Below are 20,530 nucleotides of genomic sequence, written 5' to 3'. Positions count from 1 at the left end.
CAATCGTCGCATATACCTGGGCACTAATACGTAAAAAATATGAAACCCCAGCCATCGGCAGTGAAGTAAGAGATTTTATAAAATGGACACTGGAAGAAGGCCAAACATTAGCAGCTCCATTGCATTACCTTCCTTTATCGCAAGAGATTATCCAGGCAGAACAGGAAAAGTTAGGACTGTAAACTATCCAGAGACCCCAAAGAGTCAGAAGCAAATATCAATTTTCTCTGGCACTTTGGATCTTTCATCCAGCTTATTAGCACTGGCTTATGCCAGCTTGACCAATACGCTTTGCCCCCTCTCTTATCTCGCAATATAAATTTTTCTTCATATGAACAGAAAAGTTTAATTATGCTGGTTTTGTTAAGGTGTAATCTAAATAATCTCTTTCAGCGAGTAACGATTTTAATGACAAGCCACTTCAACGCTGAGCGTCTTCAGGAAGATTTTGAACAGGAAGTGCCTGTCCTGGATGCATTGATTGACCTCATTGATGAGCTAAGAAAACATGATGATGGAAATGCCTCAAAGCGCTTAGATGAATTGCTCGATATGATCGAAGCCAATCCTAAGCTGAGAGCGAAATTCAGTCAGGAGTTTCATAGCTGGCTGATTGATTTAAATCTTTATCCGGCCTTAGTGAGCTTAGGAATATTTTCCAGACGTGGGTTATTTAGCGAATTCATGACACGTCTTTATGACAAGGTGAATCCTCCTCCAGTTGATCGTGAGAGCTCACGTGGGGTTTTGACACTGTTATTCCATCGCCAATCGGATAAAAAGTGGCTCGCCACGATAACCCCAGAGCAATGGCTGCGGCTCTATCAAACATTAGTCGATCACACCGCAGCTGACACTTTGCAAACGGCCATCAATCATTTCCGTCAGCAATGTCTTTATGCGCTTGAAATGCTCGCCATTTGGGTGGCTGCCGAAGAATTAGAGCCTGGCTTAATGCGAATTGATCGGCGATTGGTAAATATAGATTCTGCCTTTATCGGCCTGCAAAGAGAAGTACGTCTGTTCACTCAAACAGAGTTTGATCGTATTCAAGATCCCGACATCCCCTCGTATGATCCAGAACATATTTGGGTGATGCTGGACCAATGCCACGAACAAGTCGCACGCTTAAGACGTAAAGGCGCTGGGGCTGCGGGTTCCTCGGTATCGGTGGCACATTTACTCGAACGTCTGGAACAGACACTGGGACGTATTGAAGAATTACTGTCTATTTTAATCACCGAAGAAACTCAGGAAGTCGAACGTAAAAGTATGGCACTCTGGAAAACATTAATGATTTCCGCCATAGACAAAAATAGTCTTTATGCCCTGATGCGAAACAGCATCGGTATGCTTTCTCGCAGTATCACCCAAAATAAGAGTGATCATGGTGAACATTATATAAGCCGGGATAAAAGCTCCTTTTATGCCTTGTTTCGTTCGGCAGCCGGGGCCGGTTTCATCATTGCGTTAATGGGACTATTAAAAATCAGCATTGTGGATATGGGCTTCAGTCCTTTTAAAGAAACCGTGCTAGTCAGTCTCAACTATGGTTTAGGCTTTGTTTTAGTACATCTTTTGCACTTTACTATTGCCACCAAGCAGCCAGCAATGACTGCCGCCAGTTTTGCCGGCGAAGTTGAACAAGGCGAAAATGGGCGCGCTGCACACCGTAAATTGGCCAGCTTGTTAATCGATGTAAACCGATCCCAGTGGGCTGCTGTATGGGGCAATGTTTCTACCGCTATTATCCTAGCTGCTATTATCGCTATGGGTGCTGCTTGGGTGACTGGGCGTCCTTTACTGAATCCCGCTAATGTGAGCTATCAGCTTCATGCTATTAATCCTTTCGAGGGGCTAGCGTTATTTTATGCGGCCATTGCCGGGGTCTGGCTGTTTTGTTCAGGCATCATTGCAGGCTACTTTGATAACCGAGCCGATTATCTTGAAATGGAGCTTCGGCTTCAACAACACCCGTTATTACAATGGTTAAAGGAAGATCATCGCAACAACTTCGCCAAGTACATGCATGAAAACTCTGGGGCAATAGCGGGTAATTTCTTTTTCGGCGTGCTGCTGGGAACAACCGGGTATATCGGCTACTTACTCAACTTGCCTTTAGATATTCGCCACGTGGCTTTTTCGTCGGCCAATCTAGGCTACAGTGCATTCAGTGCCCCGATTGGGATTTTGGATTTTCTGATCTATCTGATTTTTGTGCTGATGATAGGTTTCGTCAATCTTTGGGTGAGCTTTTCATTGGCGCTGCTCGTGGCATTACGATCACGCGGAACCCAGATAAGCCGCTTTTCTATGTTACTAAGTAGCATTTGGGAACAAATAAAAGAAAATCCAGTTCGTGTATTTTTCCCTGTTACTACAATGCAAGAGGCTTTGAAAGAAGAATCTGAAGATAAACATTGATGATTCGATTATAGTCCCTGTCGATCGGAAGGAGAAAGCCCCTCTCAATAGCTTTTTTTAATCAAGCTGACTGCACTGCCCGGTCCCTTGCTTCTTTTCTCTTATCTTGTCGTTTATTGCTGTTCCTTTTCTGATGGTTCGGTGCCGACCGTGTCTGCTACGTAGGCACCGCGCTCACCCATTGGTTTATCTTCCCCGACCGTTGAGTCGACTTCTGTTTGATGTTCCATCTCGGCGTTTATTTCGGCCCCCAGCAGCACGACAAAGGCACTGATATAAAACCAGAAGATGAGAACGATCACACTGCCAATCGCACCGTAGGTTTCATTGTAATTAGAAAAGTTTTGTACATAGGCAGTGAAACCGAAAGAAGCCAAAAGCCATAATAAGGTCGCAATGATCGCCCCTACACTAACCCAGCGCCATTTCGCATTTTTTCTATTGGGGGCGAAACGGTAAACGCATTCAAGTACGAGCATAAATATCACCGCCAGAATTGGCCAACGAAATGTTCTCAATAAGGTTTCTAAAGTTTCACCCAAGGGGATCAAGCCAAGAACAATCGGCACCAGAATGGCTAGCAACGCTAAAACCACAACACTGAAAATACCAACCACAGTAAATAAAAGCGACACCAGCAGCAGATTCCAAAACGGACGCTTTTCCTGTTCTTTGTAGATAATATTGCATGCTTTAATGAGCGCCATAGCACCTTTGCGCGCCACCCAAAGCCACACTAGCAGCGATAGGACCAGCGTTAAGTTGAAGGCTGCTCCACCGGTATCAGTGAGCTCGGTAAGTTGATCGGTAAATATCTCAAATGCCTGTTCGGGTAACAGTTGCCGAAATGGTTCAACATGGGAAATGATATTTTCAGGTGAAGAAAAAAGTCCATAAAGCGAAACCCCAACATTCAGCGCTGGAAAGATGGACAACATCATAAATAACGCCACGCCGGCTGCAAGCAGCGAAATATCGTGACGATTCACATTGCTAATGACTCGGCGAGCGATATCCCACCAGCCACGCCAGGAAATTTCAGGCGGCATGCTGGCTTGCCGTCCACGTTCATCGGCGGACGATATTTCTGCTGGATGCGGAGTAATATCCTCTTTTGGCATAGAGCCTCTTACTTTTCTGGCGTCTGATTAGGTTGATAATGACCTTTTTCTCTGCCTCTTTAAATCAAGTTTGCTAATACCTTGATTCCTCAAAAGCTTGTTAATCCAGTTCTAATTCGTCTTCGTCATCAAAATCATTCTGGATTTCGATGTGTTTAGGAACTTCAGTTTTAGGAGCCCCACCCATCTTTTCGAGCACCCAGAATTGACCAGATACGTTTTGGCAGCTATCCATAAACGCTTTGCCTTCGTGAACCGTTGAGGAGGCCTGATTACCTTCTAGGCATTCTCCTTCCTCACGAAATTGTGACTTTAAGCGGTAGGCGTTACCTTCAGGCACAAACTTCCACATTTGACCGGTGACATTCTGGCAACTATCCATATGCGCAGCGCCACGATATACCGGCGAGTCGGCCCAATTACTCTCAAGACATTCTTGACCCGTCTTTAAGCGATACCAGCCGGAGCCGATGTTTTCAACTGTCCAGAGTTGGCTCGATACCGTCTGACAAGTATTCATAAAAACCGCTCCGCCAACAGAGGATGTGGACGGATTTCCTTCGAGACACTCGCCATTACCACGAAATTGGTTTTTTAATTGATAGGTGCCTGATAAGTCTTCTGCGGCATGGGAAACACTAGATAATGCCAGCACTGCAAATAAGCAAACTGATAACACTTTCTTGAATATCATGATGAGATTCTTATTTTATGAGGTGCTTCGTAAATTAGCACAAAGCTTGAGGTCAGGAATAAAAACCTGATCAATGATTTAGTTATGCCATCCATGATCCTGACTGCTCTGCTTCAACAGCCAGTATGTAATCCCTAATGCCAGTGTGGTCGCGGCAATCCCAAGTAGATACATTGGTGTCAATGTCTCGAAATCCAGTACGATAACTTTTCGAGCAATAGCCATGAGCGCTGTAGCCACAACCAACTGCACAGGAAAAACATTGGTACCCAAATAGAGCCGGATATTAATGAAAATTTCTACCGCAATGAGGACAGCCATAAACGCCCCAAATGTGTAAAAAATATCATTGATATCCAAAAGCATGAAAGGTGGTGCATTCAGTCTTTCGTAAATAATATAAATGATATCTGCTACCCCCCAGAGTATGACTGCCACCATCAACACGGCAAGAATGCGAATGGCAAAACGAATAATCCGATGAAGAGCCCGGAAAAATGGGTCCTGGGAGTCAATAGGAAGCTCCTGATGCAGCTCTTGCTTTTGTTCACGCTCTGCCTGATTCGGTTTATTTTGATTATCATCAACCATCTAAAATCTCACTAATTCATATGGACGTAGATCAAGCCGATCCATGACATCAGCCAACTTGATTATGATATTTTGCACTTTTACTATCTCCTCCCTGAGATTGTAATGCTGCTGCACCATCGTGTTTTATTAAATGCATTTCAATACAGGAGATAGATAAACCTATAGGTAATCACAAACGCTATCGAAAACGGCAACCTCACCGACGGTGCAGATTGCAGTCATGTTTTCTTCTTTTTTCCACAAAAATTTACAATTTGCCTTTCCCGTTCCGGCACAAACCTGCATTTCTGGACGCCCCTCACAGCGTAAGTCACCTTCGGTGCAAGTATCCGCTTCCTTGGCAAGAAAGGGCTCCCAGCCAGCCTCTAACATTTTCAATCGAACGCTTGAATAACGCTCATTTTCATCGAAATTTGGTAGAGCGGAAGTTTGATTACAAGCAAACAGATTAAACGTAAGAAAGGCAATTATCATGGAAGATAAATAAAAGACTGTTTTTATCATAATAAGACCTTGGAATCTTTAGCTTCAGAGTAAAGTTTAAAAGATAAAAACTCTAATTCACGTTTGGGATGTTAGAAAGTCAAGTTGGCTGCCCCCTTGATACTCTTTTATTATTCATCTCTGCCGGTGTTCTCGTATAACATTTCATAAGAATCTCCAGGTAATGAATACTCACCGTTTTCAATAATTTCCACTTCCATTTCATCAACTTTTGAGTCCTGCAGATCTAAAACAACCCTGATTCGCAAAAATTCATCAACCACAGAGTAAGTCTTATCATCTTGCAAACTGATAATGTTTCTCGACATCAACCAATCAAGAGAGCCCCCATCTATATTTTCCAAAGCTTGCTCTCTATCAATCCTACTTGGAAACCGGCCCCCGGCTAAAGCAATAAAACTACAATAATCCGAGAAATAAGATTCATTTTTCATTGTATGGATAAGAAGGTCATAATCCCGCCCTCTAGACTGATAACAGATTTCCCTAAGAGAACCGACCAGATCTCGCAGATCGATACAACCATCAGGATCTTCATATTCATGTTCAACAACATGAGATCCCAAAAGTTGGAGTAGATGGGGATGACCACCTGACATGGCTGCTATCCGGTCTATTACATCGGGATGAATATTTAATGCCCCACCGCCATCATAAATAGAACTAGTAAGTTGGCTAAATTTTTCATCAAGCAGAGCCTGAGAAGTATCCTGATCTAGTGGCTCTAAATGTAAACATTTATATATAAACCTTGTTACTCCCCTATCTGTATTGGCCATTGTTTGATAAAACGGACTAACACCAGCCAAAACAAACCTGAGATTTTTTATTCCTTGGAGCTGGATTTCAGTACACAAAGTCCTCATTAACATTGCTATAGCTGGCGCGCACTTCTCGCATTCATCTATCGCTATAATAAATTTATTCACACCAGAAATTTGAGCAGTGAAAGCTTTATCGGCAACTATTTTTGACAGAGCGGATAAATGTCGTCCTTCATTAAAATAGCTATATGCTTCGCTTGATTCGTAAGAAATAATTGTTGAAAAACCAATACGTAATTTTTTTTCTGCACTATCAATTGAAACTAATTTATCTAGAACTAAAAGTGCTGCATCATCCACAGTTTTTATATCTGCATGTCCCACCACCATAATAAAAATATTATTTTCATCAGATGCAAAGCCATCCATGTGGAGTAATGTTCTAGACATAAAGGAAGACTTACCTATTCCAAATGATCCTTCTATACATACAGAACCCTGATTAATAGATCGGGCTAATAATTGAATTTCTTTATCTCTTCCAAAAAAATCTTCTGGAAGGCTTGCAATCTCTGAGGGAGTAAATGGATTAATCAATTAATTTCATCCTTATTGATTAGAGTTCATAAAACTATATTTATAAAGTCTTCAACCAAATAATAATTTTTAAAGTGAACAGCTAATAGTGACCTTGTTGAAATTTATATTCTTTTTTTTAACTATAACTTAAATAATTAACCGTTAATAATTCACGTTGATTTTACAGTTGCTTTATTCCAATCATCACAACTACTCGCACCAGTTCACATAATCACTAATCTCGTTTTGTATTTATGATTCTTCATCGTTAAATTTAAGCTTCATTAAAATCAAAAATCGCAGGGAGCGAATTATGGCAATCAAGGACTGGCCGGCAGATGAACGGCCGCGTGAAAAACTGCTTCAATCAGGTGCAGCAGCCTTATCAGATGCTGAGCTGCTGGCAATCTTTCTTCGAACCGGAGTCACAGGCATTTCGGCTGTGGATTTAGCTCGAAAACTACTTTCCGACTTTGGTGGTTTACGAGCTTTATTTGAAGCAGATCATAAGAGCTTTTGTCAGCAACATGGTTTGGGTACGGCGAAGTTTGTGCAGTTGCAGGCGGTGTTGGAGATGAGTCGTCGGCATTTGGAGTCTACTCTGACTCGAGGCAATGCGTTTACTGATGCTGCGACTACTCGCCTCTATTTGCAACGACAGCTACGGCATTTCCCCCATGAAGTCTTCGCCTGCCTATTTCTCGATACCCGACATCGGTTGATCAGTTTTGAGCCATTATTTCGGGGCACGATTGATGGTGCCAGTGTATATCCGCGTGAGGTGGTGAAGCAGGCGTTAAAACATAATGCTGCTGCAGTGATTTTTGCTCATAACCATCCTTCCGGGGTGGCTGAGCCGAGTCAGTCAGATATTCAGATCACCAAGCGTTTACGCAGTGCGTTGGAGCTGGTGGATATTCGGGTGCTGGATCATATTATCGTCGGCGATGCTGAAACCACTTCACTGGCTGAATTGGGGCATTGTTAATCGTCTTTTGCGGGTTTTGCCACACTATTAGCTCATATCACTCATTTTTGTTGGCAAACAGATCGTTATGCTTTTGGGATTGTAAAACCTAACCCTTTATAATACGTGACCCACATCATGACGATTAGCAAAACACTCAAACCTCTTAGCATTGCTCTGGCTGTAATTTATGCCAATGGCGTATATGCCGAAACGCCCAATCTGCTGGATGATGCCAGCTTGAGTCTGGGAAGTATGGTGGTGTCTTCAGACAATATCGGCCCGCTGACTTCTCGTAATCTCTCCACTTCGGTTGATGTTTTAAGCCAGGATCGCATTGAAGATCAAAACGTGAATTACACCTGGCAATTGTTTGATCAAATGCCCGGCGTGATGCTTACACAATATGGGATGGGAAATGAATCCGGCAAAATATCCTTTCGCGGCTTTAATGGTGAAGGCGAAATCAACGCCGTTAAATTGCTGATTGATGGGGTTCCGAGTAACCAGAACTCAGGCAATATGCCGTATCTGGAATTACTGACACCACTTGAGATTGAGAGTATTGAAGTCGTTCGCGGTACCAATGACCCGCGTTATGGGTTACATAATATTGCTGGCAATGCTGACATACTGACTCAACAAGGCGGCAATTATAATAAAGCACGTGCCAGCTACGGCAGCTTTGATACGCGTCAGGTTCAATTTGTCAGTGGCCTCGAAAGCAACGGTTTTTCACAAAACTATGCCGTCAGTTATTTAGATTCAAATCGTTATCGGGATCATAGCGATATCGAAAAAAGCACGTTTTCAGGTAAATGGTTTTATACCCCGGAAAGTGGCCGTGCTCAGATTGGTTTTATCGCCCGCCATGGTCAGGCCGATGCTGAAGAGGCAGGTTATTTAACCCGTTCTGAAGCCCGCGATGATCCAGAACAATCTCGTCCTCATAATGCGCCGGATGGCGGGGATCGCTCGATGAATCAATTCAGTGCACATTTGGATGTTGATCTCAGCGATAACTTATTCTGGAATACCAAAGCCTATCTGAATCAGCTTGATGAATATCGCTATGTGACCTTTGCCGCCGGTGGTAATCATAATGAACGCATCACCCAGGAAGATCATAAAGGCGCGTTAAGCACGTTGACCTGGCGACCTGAAGTGAGCTGGGCACATGAGTTCGCTTTGATGGGAGGATTGAGCGCAGAATTTCAGGACAATGAAAGCCGCCGTTATATTGTGGATGATTTTAGAAATCGTACCTCGCAGACACGAGATCAAAACTTTGACATTGATATTTACGGCGGCTTTGTTCAGGCCATTTACAAACCGACTGAAAAGTTAAAACTGGTACCAGCTTATCGCGTCGATACGGTTCGCGGCAGCTTAAACGATGCCGGTGTGCATCGCGATATCAATGATTATGGCAATATCAGTCAGCCAAAATTCAGTGCGGTGTACTCCCTGACCGACCGTTATGCGGTTTACGGTAACTGGGGTAAAACCTTTCAAGTGGCTTCGGGTGCCGCCAGCTACCAGAAAAATGTTTTCTCCGAAGATTTGGATGCGTCTATTAACGAAGGCTGGGAGATTGGGCTGAAATTTACCCCCACCGATTGGTTAAATGGTCGTGTTGCACTCTGGGAGCAGGTTGCTTCAGGAGAGTTCAAAACAAAGTTAGGTGATGCCAATAATGACAGTGAGAATATTGGTAAAACCGAACGGCGTGGGATCGATATTCAATTTAATGCACAAGCCACCGAAAAATTAGGGTTATGGTTTGCCGCTGCATTTCAGGATTCAGAAATACTTAAAGCAGGCTCAGATAAACCAGGTTCCAAAGGCAATGAAATTGATCATGTGCCGAACTATTTAATTGATGCTGGTATTGATTATCAGGCAAACCCCAAACTGAAACTGTCGAGCTGGGTCAGTGCACAAGATGATTACTATCTGACCGTGGACAATGACACAGGAAAATTTGGTCAGTATGTGTTGGTCAATGCTTCAGCCAGTTACGCGCTCACCAGCAAAGTAAAACTGGCAATGGAACTGAAAAATGTATTTGACCGCGATTATGAATACGTTTAGTTAAATACCGAAAGCATGCACTCCCCCGGCGATGGACGTGCTGTGTATGGCTCAGTTCAGGTAGACTTCTAGCCCATAACTTTTTTCGTTGATTCGCTGTCGATATTCGACAGTGAATCAGCTACGTCATTCGGATAAAAGCCCACCATGAAAAACGCCCGCCGCATCTGGCTGAGCATTCATTTATACCTCGGTTTGAGTATCGGCGCCGTGCTGGTATTGCTGGGGCTGACCGGCAGTATTCTGGTGTTTTATCTGGACATCGATCAAATCCTCAATCCGCAAATGGAACCCACCAGCGTTCCTTACGAAATGCCTGCCCAACAGGACATTCTTGATTCCCTGCAACAGGCGCATCCGACGCGTACCGATCCGTGGCGTATTGAACAGCCGATGCATGCAGACTGGCCGATTATGGCGCGTTATTACACACCGATAGAATCAGTTGGAAAAAACTTCGCTCCGTTAATGATGACAGTCGATCCGATTACATTGGAAGTCACCAGCTCCCGTTTATGGGGCGATTATGCAATGACCTGGATTTACGATTTACATTACAGTCTGCTGCTGGATAAACCCGGCAAGATCGCCATTGGTATTATCGGTCTGATTTCGTTGATCTCGTTTATTTCGGGGATTTGGCTGTGGTGGCCGGGTCGGGCTGGCTTGAAACAGGCATTAAAACCGCAGCTTCGATCTGGCAAAGCTCGACTCAATTACGATCTGCATGTGCTGTCCGGCAGTTACGGTGTGTTGTTATTGCTGATTTTAAGTCTGACCGGGGCGGCACTCGCTTTGCCTGATGAAACGGCCATGTTGGTGAAGCCATTTTCCCCGTTAACCAGTGCACCGAAGATTGCCTTAGACCATGGCGAAAGTGCTGATCGAATTACGGCAGATCAGGCTGTTGAGATTGCCAACAACCGGTTTCCTGACGCGGAATTACGTTGGGTCGAAACGCCTGGATTAAATAACCAGAAAGCCTGGCGTATTGCGCTGTATCAGGAAGGAGAACCCAGTCGGCGCTTCCCTCGCACTCAGGTTTGGATTGATCCAGTTAGTGGAGAGATTTTGGGGCTTCGTGATACTAAACAAGATACTGGTGGAGATGTATTAATGCACTGGTTACATCCACTGCATAACGGTGAAGTGTTTGGCATAACCGGCCGGATTCTGGTGTTTATTGCTGGCCTTTTACCGTTGATATTATTTGTGACCGGTTTGATCCGTTGGTTACAAAAGCGCCGGGCAAGGCGACTGGTAACCAGTCGCCATACGGCTTAACGATTTAGTTAATCCACATCAAACGGCTTTTCTTTAAAGACTTTCTCACCGGTAATCATCGCTGAGGTCAGGCCATTTCGTCTGCGTTTCTCTTCAATAATAACCGCTGCGATATGAATCACAATCGACAACATTAACAGATAAAAAAAGTAGGTATGCAAAGTACGAAATGGTTTACGGAAATCACGCATTTCCTGATAGGCAATGGGATCGACGCCCTGCTTTTCATAGGGTTGAACAATCGCTATAGCCGCTTCATCCTCTGCCACCCAGGCTTTCATTTGAGAACCGAATGGGGCCATGTATAAGTCAGTACTTGCTAACATCAGCCCGGTAATACCTTGACCAATCATCAGCAGAAACATCAATAAAATGCTCCAGCGACCTAGTGGATTATGTCCAAGGAAATGCACATCCTTTCCAATTTTACGACCTTGCATATAAGCCTGGAATTGCGCTTTATACACTTTGCCAAACGGTAAAAATGCTTTCCAACGGGCGAAACGGTTACCCAGAAAGGCCCAGACAAATCGAGCCAGTAAATTGATTACAAACACATAACCTATCCAGATATGTACAGCTTTCAACAGGATCTTACCGTCATCAGTGACGCCAAAATCTTTACTGAACATCAACATTAAACCCACTGCCAATAAACCCAGAATAGCCAGTACATTTATCCAGTGAAATAGACGAACGCCACCATCCCATACCGGATACGCTTTTAAGGTTGATTGTGCCATTATTCTGTTCCTTAAATTTATCGATTAACCAAGAGGTTGTTTATATTTTATCTCCACCATTTCTCGCATAGATGAGAGATAAACAAGCTTCTAGCGTATACCTGTTTGCTTAAATTAATCTTAACTGCATTTGACACCCTTTATGAATGAAACTCATCAGTTTGTACGACAGTAATCACCTTCCCATTTGTGTAAATATGGGGTGATTTTTTTATGTAGTTTTAGATGTGTTTTCCACCAATCTTTCAAAAAGACTAATAAAACCTGGGCGTCATCCTCTCTCAGACCTAACCGGCATTGAATATCAAACTCATCGATTATTTTGTTTGCTTCGTCCCGATATTGCTGAAGGAGCGGACTTTCCATCGCATGCAAAATGCCTTGCTCGGTTTTAAAGTGAAAATTCAGATAGCTTTTTAATACATTCACGGTGGGCATGAGATCTTTTAGCCCATATCCCTGCTGAATAAAATAATGCAATGAATTAATAATAGCGATCGCACCGCGATGCTGTTCATCAATGATGGGTTCATCCTGAACAAATTTATCCTGCCAGACGATATAGAGCGGCTGTTGGATACGTTCCATTTTACACCGCGATAGGCGCTTTGATATGTGGCTGCGCCTGATAATCAGTTATTTCAAAATCTTCAAACCGGTAGTCGAGAATAGAGGCTGGTTTGCGATGAATTTTCAGTTTTGGCAATGGGCCGGGAGTACGTTGTAACTGAGTTTCAACCTGCTCGAAGTGATTGCTATAGATATGTGCATCGCCAATACTCAGGATGATTTCACCTACATCCAGATCGCATTGCTGAGCCAGCATATGCGTTAAAAAGGCTAATGAAGCCGTGTTATAGGGATTGCCCAGAAACAGATCATTAGAACGGATATACAACGAGGCGCTGAGTTTGCCGTTGGCAACATAAAACTGATACAGAACGTGGCATGGTGGCAAAGCCATTCGGCCTGCTGCGGCATTTTCCCAGGGCTTTTGTTGTTCGTCCGGTAACAGGGCGACATTCCAGCCGTTGATGATATGGCGACGGCTATCAGGGTTGTTTTTCAGTCCCTCGACTAATGCCAGAATCTGATCATAGGTTTTGCCATCGGCACCTTGCCAGTTACGCCATTGTGCGCCATATACCGGCCCAAGTTCGCCATCTGGCGTAGCCCATTCATCCCAAATCGATACGCCGTTTTCTTTGAGGTAACGAATATTGGTTTCGCCACTGAGAAACCACAGAAGTTCATGCAGAATGCTGCGAATATGCAGTTTTTTAGTGGTCAGTAATGGAAACCCTTCCGCCAAATCGTAGCGTACCTGCCGGCCAAATACTGAACGGGTTCCTGTACCGGTTCGGTCACCTTTGTCAGTTCCGTTTTCCATCACATCGCGAAGTAAATCGAGATATTGTTTCATGCTTGATTACTCGTTTATTGCAGTGCCGCTACTGTAAACCATCAGCGCTTTTTTCGCACTGACTGCGGGTTAGTTTGTCTGTGAAAATGCTATTTAAAATATTCAACCGCTAACGCTTATTTTGCGTCGTCTGAGAGGCCATATTTTTGCATACGATATAACAAGGTATCGCGGGTAATACCTAATAATCTTGCGGCTTTGGAACGGTTACCCGCGGCCATTTCCAATGCCTGTTCGATCAAATCAAGTTCAATTTGTGCCAAATCAATTCCGGTTGGTGGAATAGAGAACTGCTGAGGCGTGACGTCGGAATTTTGCAGTATTTCCGGAGGCAAATCGTTGAGCTGCAGCATGCTACCCGGTTGCAATAAACTGAGTCGCTGGCAGAAGTTGGATAATTCACGGACATTGCCGGGCCAGTCATACCGTTGCAATTGTTGAATTACTTCTTTGGAAAACCGCAACGGCGCATTATTGCCAGCAAACTGTTTGGCGAAATAGGTTAATAACAATGGAATATCTTCACTGCGTTGATTCAACGGTGGCAATTCCAGTGGCACAACCTGCAGACGATAATAAAGATCTGCGCGGAACCGTCCGGCTTTGACCTCGGCAGGTAAATCCATACTGGTTGCGGCCAGAATACGGGCATCAATAAGATGTAGCTTATGACTGCCAGCCAGCTGGCATTCACCAGCTTCGAGAAATCGCAGTACTTTTGCCTGCACTGTTAATGGCAAAGCATCGACTTCATCAAGAAATACTGAACTGCCCTGTGCCGCCAACAAGCGACCCGGTTCTATCACCTCACCATCAGCATTGGCCCGGCCAAATAAATCCACTTCGGCATCCTGCTCCGGTAACGCCGCACAGTTAATGGTGACCATCGGTTTATCAGCACGTCGACTTAACTGGTGCAGCCGTTGCGCAACCAGTTCTTTACCCGTTCCGGTTGCACCACAGATCAATACGCTGGCATCACTTAATGCAATCATCGGCAATACGCGCTGAATATGCGTGATTTCTGGAGAGTGGCCGATCATTTCTATCGTCATATTGGCATACTCACCTTAATGCTGATGTACTTCAGATGAATCATCTGTTACCGAATCAGTGACCGGGTTTATATCCATCGTTCCGTGATGATGTTCGCCCTGCGGCCAGAGTAAAACCAATAGCGCCATCAGAATAATCGTGACACCGGCCAGTTTGCGAAAGAATTGATTGCGAGCTAATGAGGCCAGCATGCCAGCAAACATGCCTGCCCCCATCACCGCCGGTAAGGTGCCCAATCCAAATGCCAGCATCACCGATGCAGCATATAAAACATCACCCGTGGTGGCAGCAACGGCAAGCCCGGCGTAAACCAGACCACACGGTAACCAGCCCCAAACTGCACCTAATAGAAAGGCTTGTTTCAGGCTGCGAACAGGTAACAGTTTCTGGCCAATGGGTTGTAGCTTGCGCCAGATGGGCGCGCCGATTTTCTCCGCATGGGCAAATTTGGGAAACCAGCCAGCGAGATACAGGCCCATCCCAATCATCACCAGTACCGACAGGTAACGTAAAAAGGGTAAACCATTAATTTGTGCCAGAGGTGAGGCAAGTAGACCGACCAGTCCACCCGCGATGGAATAACTCAGAATGCGCCCGATATTGTAGTTCAAAACAAATGGCAGCATTTTGCGTGGCTGTTCGCGAATATGAGCGGGCAAGGTCAAGGTTAATGCCCCAATCACCGAACCACACATGGCTATGCAATGCGCCGAACTGAACAAGCCCAGCAGAAAAGCGGTAACTAAAGACGTTGTGAGCGCATCCATTTATATAACCTGAAAATCATCTAGCGGGCAGATTAACATTTTAACCCTGTAATAATTGTGTGATTTGCCATAGTGATTCTGCAAATAACTCATTTTCCATCCATTAGCCTTTTCTAAAATAGCTTTAAACAGCTTGGAGAGGATTATGTTCAAAAAAACACTTTTAATCTCATCATTGTTGCTGGCGGTAAATCCGCAAGCGATGGCAGAGCATTTCAGCTTACCGGAAATGTCGGTTCAAGGTACTGCCGGAGAAGGCACTCCTTTGCAATTACCTGCTCATGTTGAGGCCAGTAGTGACAGTGCTGAATGGCTGAAAAAACTGCCGGGAGCCAACGTCAACCGCAATGGACCTCTGACCAGTATCGCACAATATCGTGGTTTATTTGGTGACCGGGTAAATACGCTGGTTGATGGCGTTCGTATCAGTCAGGCTGGGCCAAACAGTATGGATTCGCCACTCAGTTATATTGCCGCATCACAGCTCGACAATCTCACTTTGTACCGTGGGATTGCACCGGTAAGCTCCGGTATTGAAACCATTGGCGGCACCATTGAGGCCAGCAAAAAGCAGATTGGCTTTACCCATAGTGATGAAATTGAATTTCATGGTCAGGCAACTTCCGGCTATGCACATAACAATGATAGTTATCAATTGGGTTTCCTGGGTGGCCTGGCAAACCAGAATCATCGTGTTCAATTAGGTTTAACCCGTGATAAAGGCGATGACCAACGTTTTGACGGCGGCAAGATTCTGCCCAGTCAGCATGAACGTGACAGTTTTGCTCTGGGCTATGGCTACCAAATGGACGGGCTGGAAATGTCATTGGATGCCGAACATCATGATACTGGCAACACCGGGACGCCTGCATTGCCAATGGACATTCTGTTTGCCCGTGGTGAGCGTTATAAAGCGGATATCAGTCAGCAATTAACTAATGGCGGTATCGTATCTGCCCGTCTGAATTATCAGGATGCCGATCACCTGATGAATAACTTCAGTCTGCGTCAGGCGCCGGCTAATCCAATGCAATATCGTCAAACCTATACCGATGTGATTTCCCACGGCTATCAATTGCATTATCAGCAGGATGAATGGATATTTGGCTTTGATGCCGATAACGCTACGCATAATGCCACTATCTTTAATCCCAATAACCCGGCTTTTCTGGTCGAGAACTTCAATAATATAGAGCGCGATCGCTATAGCCTTTTTGCCGAGTGGGATGGGCAGTTGAATGATGCCTGGCGTATGCAGACCGGTGTTCGTTACAGCCTGGTCGATATGAATGCTGATGCTGTGACAGCGAATGGCCCGATGGGCGCCATGCTGGCCTTACAGCAACGCTTTAATGATGCGGATCGTGACAAGACTGAACATCTTGTGGATCTGGCATTAAACCTGACCCGTAAATTATCCAGTGATCTGGATTTACAAATGGGCGTGGCCCGCAAACAGCGTGCGCCCAGTTATCAGGAACGCTATCTGTGGGGACCGTTTCAATCTACATCGGGTCTGGCAGATGGCAACAACTATCTAGGTGATATTAATCTGGATCCGGAAACAGCCTATCAGTTTGAATTGGGGCTGGATTGGCATCAACCTGATTTTGCGTTGTCACCACGTATTTTTTATCACCATATCAATGATTATATTCAAGGTGTTGCTGCCACCGATCCGCTGGCGATTGCTGCCAGTACCATGATGGGTGATAGCACACCGTTACGGTTCAGCAACGTTGATGCCCGGCTTTACGGTGTGGATACCGGTTGGTTTGCCGCATTGAGTGATCACTGGCAGCTGGATGGCACCATAAGTTATGTTCGCGGTGAACGCCGTGATACCAGCGATAATCTCTATCGTGTTGCACCGTTAACGGCCCGCACGCAACTCAGTTATGTGGAACCTGACTGGCAGCTGGGGGTGGAGCTGGTCAATGTCGCCGCTCAATCAAAAGTGTCAGCAGAAAATGAGGAGGCCAAAACCAGTGGTTACAGTTTAATTAATCTCACAGGCGAATATCAGTTTAACCAGCAACTTACTGTGTATGCTGGAGTGAATAATGTTTTTGATCGTCGGTATGACGAACATTTGGGGGGCTATAATCGGGCGGTCAATCCGGATATTGCCATTGGTGATCGCATACCAGGAGTTGGCAGAAATGCTTACGTCACTCTGTCAATGTCTTGGTAATCGGTTGTTTCTAAGGAGAATCATGATGAAAAATGTTAAAAAACACAGCTTTTTTGTTCTGATGGCAGGTTTGTTAGCTTTCAGTCCGATTAGCTTTGCCGAAGATAAACCTTATACCGTCACGGATGGACAGTTCCTGGATAGTGAGACCTTTAATGGTTATAAACTCTATCGTAACTGGTGTGCCCGCTGTCATGGCACAGTGGCTCAGGGTATGGTTGGGCCGAATCTGGCAGAGAGTCTGAACGTTATCACCAAGGAAGAATTTGTCGCCACTGTGATGGAGGGAAAAATGGGGCAGATAGGCATGATGCCAGCCTGGGAAAGTAATCCTCAGGTAATGGAAGGCATGGATCAAATTTATGCCTACCTTAAAGCTCGAGCTGATGGTGCAATTGGTGAAATAAAACCTAAAAAAGCCAAATAAGTTTCACCTGCTGGCTCTGGTTTTGTTACCAGAGTCAGCCAATAAGGCTATTGCAGCTGGAAAATAGCCTGACGACGCTGACCATCATCAGTAACAAACCGAAATTTCAGTGTCGCTACAGAGCGCAATTGTTGAACATTTAGTGCGACATCACTTAACAGAAAATCAACAGTTTCAGCCCGGCGGTCAGCCATGATGGAAGTAAAAACATCGCGTTGTCTGACTTGTTGAAAACCTTTCGGCAAAGGCTGGGGCTCAACCTTTGTCAGTAAATCAATGCTCGATTCGGAAACATCATAAAACACGGTTTGCTCTGCTTTGGCAGGTGAGCCGCAGCTGAGATTTCCATGTTCAAGAGAAATGGGAGTTTGTTCGTTAATTTGCAGCAGAATCAGTTCATTATGAGCAAAACTGGCCGTGTGTCTGTCACTGATAATTAATGTGCCCCAGTGTTTGCCATCCGGGGTTTGACTGATGGTAAAGCGGTCACCTGTCTCGCTCTGGTAACGCATTTCTTCAGCGTAAAGCGGTGAAACTAACATCACAGCTGACACCATTACCGATACTGATTGCCACATAACTCTGCCCTCACTTATAGATAATTGACTGTTACTGTGAGGCGAAATTCCATTTTAATCCCGAATTTTCAGGCGGATATCAATTTCCTTGAGCTCCTGTCTTTCCTGCAATAGATCTGCTTCGGTCAATGGATGCTCTTCCAGCCAGCCTTCAGGCAGCGTCAATATTAATGTATTTCGATGCAGACTAAGGCCAACATGGGTATCGGTTTTTTCACTACGACCACGATTAAATACCAGTGATAAACGTAGCAGAATTGTTAATCGCAACGTCGCCTGCTGCATCTCATCAGATAACTGCTTGATGTGTTTTCGAGGGAAACTCCGGCGCTGGCCTCGCACCATTGCAGCAAGTGCCTGCTGTTCTTCTCTGGAAAAACCCGGCAAATCTGAATGTGCAACTAAATATGACGAATGTTTGTGATATTGATAATGCGAAATTTCCAGTCCAACTTCGTGCAGTTTGGCAGCCCATTGCAAACGGTGTAATTGTTCTTCGGTATTAATTTGCCACTCGTCGGCCACTTGCTCATATAATTCGGTAGCCATTTTACTGACCCGTTCGGCATGGGCTTCATCTACATGATAACGCCGCGCCAGGGAGTTCACTGTACGATCACGTTCATCATCATGTTGAATACGACCTTGCAGGTCGTAAAGCAAACCTTCACGTAATGCCCCATCAGATACGATCATGCGATCAATTTTTAAACGATCAAATGAGGCTTTCAGTACAGCGACGCCCCCGGCCAGCACATTGGCCCTTTCAGGACTCAATCCTTCCAGTTGAAACTTATCCTGATGACCGGCTTCCACCATGTGAGCAATGATTTTATCCAGCGCTTCATTAGTGATAACACCGTTTTCACTCCAATTCTGCGCCGTAACAATACTGGCCACAGTGCGAATGGTCCCAGAAGCACCTACCGCCTCGACCCAACCAAGGTTTTGATAAGGCCGTTGAATGGAACGTAATTTAATTGCTGCGGTGAGTAGCGCCGCCTGTATACGTAATTGACTGACGTTGCCATCATTGAAAAACCGCTGACTGAAACTGACACAGCCCATTTCCAAACTTTCACGACGCAGTCCTTCCAGTCCTTCACCGATGATAAATTCGGTACTGCCACCACCAATATCCATAACCAGGCGGCGGGTATTATCAAACGCCAGTGAACGGGAAACGCCCATGTAAATCAGTCGGGCTTCCTCTTCACCAGTGACAATCTCAATAGGATGTCCCAGGGCTTGACGGGCTTTACGGAGAAATTCACGACTGTTTTCAGCGATGCGTAAGGTATTGGTGCCGACGACCCTCACCTTGCCAGCCGGTAAATGGCGAATACGTTCTCCAAACCGCTCCAAACAGGCAATGGCGCGTGTCTGGGCCTCATCAGAGAGTACATTCTGCTTATCCAACCCGGCACGTAACTGCACCATTTCACGCAGTCGGTCCATGATCTGGAAATGTCCATCCCTCAGGCGGGCAATAATCATATGGAAGCTGTTAGAACCAAGATCTACAGCGGCGAGTACATCATAATCTTCGGGTGTTTCCATAAACTCAGCTTGCTTATACGGAGGTGATGGCATTTTGCCTGACTAAGGCCATCGATGCTATGAACTTTGCGTTTTATACTCAAAAAAAAGCCCGCTTCCATAATGGAAACGGGCTCAAGTCGCACCGAGAGAAATTATTCGCCGCCTTTAACTACTTTTTCCATTTTTTCGACAGATAAATGTCTGACATCCTTGCCTTCAACCAGATAGATAATATGTTCAGACACATTTCGTGAATGATCACCAATCCGTTCCAACGAACGAGCTGACCACATCATATCGATCACCCGGCTGATAGTACGGGGATCTTCCATCATGTATGTCATCAACTGGCGCATAATACTTTCGTATTCAGCATCAACCTGACGATCTTCATGTGCCACCTGCAAGGCAGCATCCACATCAAATCGCGCAAAGGCATCAAGCGTGTTATGCAACATACCCGACACATGCTGACCCAAGGCGTGCAGTTCACGATAATTCTTTTTTGGCCGATCTTTTTCGGCCAGATTAAGTGCCATTCTGGCAATGCGTGCTGCTTCGTCGCCAATTCGTTCCAGATCGGTAATGGTTTTGAGAATACCGGTCACCAGACGTAAGTCACTGGCAGTAGGCTGGCGCAGTGCAATGATCTGAATACATTCTTCATCAATGCTGACATCCAGTTTATTAACTTCTTCATCGCCACTGATTACCTGACGAGCCAGATCGGCATCCCCGGTAACCAAAGCTTGCATTGCCTCCGAAACCTGTTTTT

The 20,530-nt window shown here is 45.0% G+C and carries 19 protein-coding genes and 1 pseudogene; 7 read left to right on the top strand and 13 right to left on the bottom strand.

Annotation, left to right across the window (positions count from 1 at the left end):
- Window positions 1-182 (top strand): annotated as a pseudogene (locus B3M51_RS08720) (phosphate ABC transporter substrate-binding protein PstS); the annotation flags it as partial.
- Between the two features lie 226 nt (window positions 183-408).
- Window positions 409-2,424, top strand: coding sequence for a site-specific recombinase (locus tag B3M51_RS08715; protein ID WP_292758386.1), 2,016 nt, complete (start codon window positions 409-411; stop codon window positions 2,422-2,424).
- 113 nt (window positions 2,425-2,537) lie between these two features.
- Here the strand turns inward: B3M51_RS08715 and B3M51_RS08710 are convergent, their stop codons facing one another.
- The 5 genes from B3M51_RS08710 to B3M51_RS08690 form a co-directional block, all read right to left on the bottom strand.
- Window positions 2,538-3,545 carry a YihY/virulence factor BrkB family protein gene (locus B3M51_RS08710; protein WP_292758384.1) on the bottom strand — a complete coding sequence of 336 codons (1,008 nt, stop codon included), beginning with the start codon at window positions 3,543-3,545 and terminating at the stop codon, window positions 2,538-2,540.
- Window positions 3,546-3,645: 100 nt separating this feature from the next.
- On the bottom strand, window positions 3,646-4,239 hold the full coding sequence (locus B3M51_RS08705) for an RICIN domain-containing protein (RefSeq protein ID WP_292758382.1): 594 nt from the start codon (window positions 4,237-4,239) through the stop codon (window positions 3,646-3,648).
- Window positions 4,240-4,317: 78 nt separating this feature from the next.
- On the bottom strand, window positions 4,318-4,830 hold the full coding sequence (locus B3M51_RS08700; RefSeq protein ID WP_292758380.1) for a phosphate-starvation-inducible PsiE family protein: 513 nt from the start codon (window positions 4,828-4,830) through the stop codon (window positions 4,318-4,320).
- Between the two features lie 162 nt (window positions 4,831-4,992).
- The gene (locus B3M51_RS08695) at window positions 4,993-5,337 is read right to left on the bottom strand and encodes a hypothetical protein (protein ID WP_292758378.1); all 345 of its coding nucleotides are present in this window, start codon (window positions 5,335-5,337) and stop codon (window positions 4,993-4,995) included.
- A 110-nt stretch (window positions 5,338-5,447) separates the two neighbouring features.
- Window positions 5,448-6,698, bottom strand: a complete 1,251-nt coding sequence (locus B3M51_RS08690; RefSeq protein ID WP_292758376.1) for a hypothetical protein — start codon at window positions 6,696-6,698, stop codon at window positions 5,448-5,450.
- 295 nt (window positions 6,699-6,993) lie between these two features.
- Between B3M51_RS08690 and radC the strand changes: the two genes are divergently transcribed.
- The 3 genes from radC to B3M51_RS08675 all read left to right on the top strand — a co-directional run bounded on the left by radC (window position 6,994) and on the right by B3M51_RS08675 (window position 11,025).
- Window positions 6,994-7,668 carry a RadC family protein gene (gene radC / locus B3M51_RS08685; RefSeq protein WP_292758374.1) on the top strand — a complete coding sequence of 225 codons (675 nt, stop codon included), beginning with the start codon at window positions 6,994-6,996 and terminating at the stop codon, window positions 7,666-7,668.
- Window positions 7,669-7,785: 117 nt separating this feature from the next.
- Window positions 7,786-9,741 (top strand): TonB-dependent receptor, encoded by a 1,956-nt coding sequence (locus B3M51_RS08680; protein WP_292758372.1) that lies wholly within the window; start codon window positions 7,786-7,788, stop codon window positions 9,739-9,741.
- A 147-nt stretch (window positions 9,742-9,888) separates the two neighbouring features.
- Window positions 9,889-11,025, top strand: coding sequence for a PepSY-associated TM helix domain-containing protein (locus B3M51_RS08675; protein ID WP_292758370.1), 1,137 nt, complete (start codon window positions 9,889-9,891; stop codon window positions 11,023-11,025).
- 8 nt (window positions 11,026-11,033) lie between these two features.
- On the opposite strand, the gene B3M51_RS08670 is transcribed toward B3M51_RS08675, so the two are convergent.
- The 5 genes from B3M51_RS08670 to B3M51_RS08650 all read right to left on the bottom strand — a co-directional run bounded on the left by B3M51_RS08670 (window position 11,034) and on the right by B3M51_RS08650 (window position 15,014).
- A complete protein-coding gene (locus B3M51_RS08670) occupies window positions 11,034-11,768 on the bottom strand; it encodes a cytochrome b/b6 domain-containing protein (RefSeq protein WP_292482741.1) in 735 nt (244 codons plus the stop codon).
- 156 nt (window positions 11,769-11,924) lie between these two features.
- Window positions 11,925-12,356 carry a bacteriohemerythrin gene (locus B3M51_RS08665; RefSeq protein ID WP_292482743.1) on the bottom strand — a complete coding sequence of 144 codons (432 nt, stop codon included), beginning with the start codon at window positions 12,354-12,356 and terminating at the stop codon, window positions 11,925-11,927.
- A 1-nt stretch (window position 12,357) separates the two neighbouring features.
- Entirely contained in the window at window positions 12,358-13,191 is an 834-nt protein-coding gene (locus tag B3M51_RS08660; RefSeq protein ID WP_292482744.1) for a thymidylate synthase, read from the bottom strand.
- Between the two features lie 116 nt (window positions 13,192-13,307).
- Window positions 13,308-14,246 carry a sigma 54-interacting transcriptional regulator gene (locus B3M51_RS08655; RefSeq protein ID WP_292758368.1) on the bottom strand — a complete coding sequence of 313 codons (939 nt, stop codon included), beginning with the start codon at window positions 14,244-14,246 and terminating at the stop codon, window positions 13,308-13,310.
- 15 nt (window positions 14,247-14,261) lie between these two features.
- Window positions 14,262-15,014, bottom strand: a complete 753-nt coding sequence (locus B3M51_RS08650) for a sulfite exporter TauE/SafE family protein (RefSeq protein ID WP_292758366.1) — start codon at window positions 15,012-15,014, stop codon at window positions 14,262-14,264.
- Window positions 15,015-15,159: 145 nt separating this feature from the next.
- On the opposite strand from B3M51_RS08650, the gene B3M51_RS08645 reads away from it, so the two are divergent.
- Window positions 15,160-17,208 carry a TonB-dependent receptor gene (locus B3M51_RS08645; RefSeq protein ID WP_292758364.1) on the top strand — a complete coding sequence of 683 codons (2,049 nt, stop codon included), beginning with the start codon at window positions 15,160-15,162 and terminating at the stop codon, window positions 17,206-17,208.
- Between the two features lie 22 nt (window positions 17,209-17,230).
- Window positions 17,231-17,635, top strand: a complete 405-nt coding sequence (locus B3M51_RS08640) for a c-type cytochrome (protein WP_292482753.1) — start codon at window positions 17,231-17,233, stop codon at window positions 17,633-17,635.
- 47 nt (window positions 17,636-17,682) lie between these two features.
- Here B3M51_RS08640 and B3M51_RS08635 read toward each other — a convergent pair whose 3' ends face one another.
- The 3 genes from B3M51_RS08635 to phoU form a co-directional block, all read right to left on the bottom strand.
- Entirely contained in the window at window positions 17,683-18,213 is a 531-nt protein-coding gene (locus tag B3M51_RS08635) for a hypothetical protein (protein ID WP_292482755.1), read from the bottom strand.
- Window positions 18,214-18,267: 54 nt separating this feature from the next.
- Window positions 18,268-19,773: an exopolyphosphatase gene (ppx, locus tag B3M51_RS08630; RefSeq protein ID WP_292482757.1), complete on the bottom strand. Its 1,506-nt coding sequence runs from the start codon at window positions 19,771-19,773 to the stop codon at window positions 18,268-18,270.
- Between the two features lie 134 nt (window positions 19,774-19,907).
- Window positions 19,908-20,530: phosphate signaling complex protein PhoU (phoU, locus tag B3M51_RS08625; RefSeq protein WP_292758362.1), on the bottom strand; the 623-nt coding region annotated here is incomplete at its 5' end.

The sequence above is a fragment of the Methylophaga sp. UBA2689 genome (assembly GCA_002354555.1).
Lineage (GTDB): Bacteria > Pseudomonadota > Gammaproteobacteria > Nitrosococcales > Methylophagaceae > Methylophaga.
Note: the sequence above shows the minus strand (reverse complement) of the source record. Positions and strands in the feature narration are given on the sequence as shown.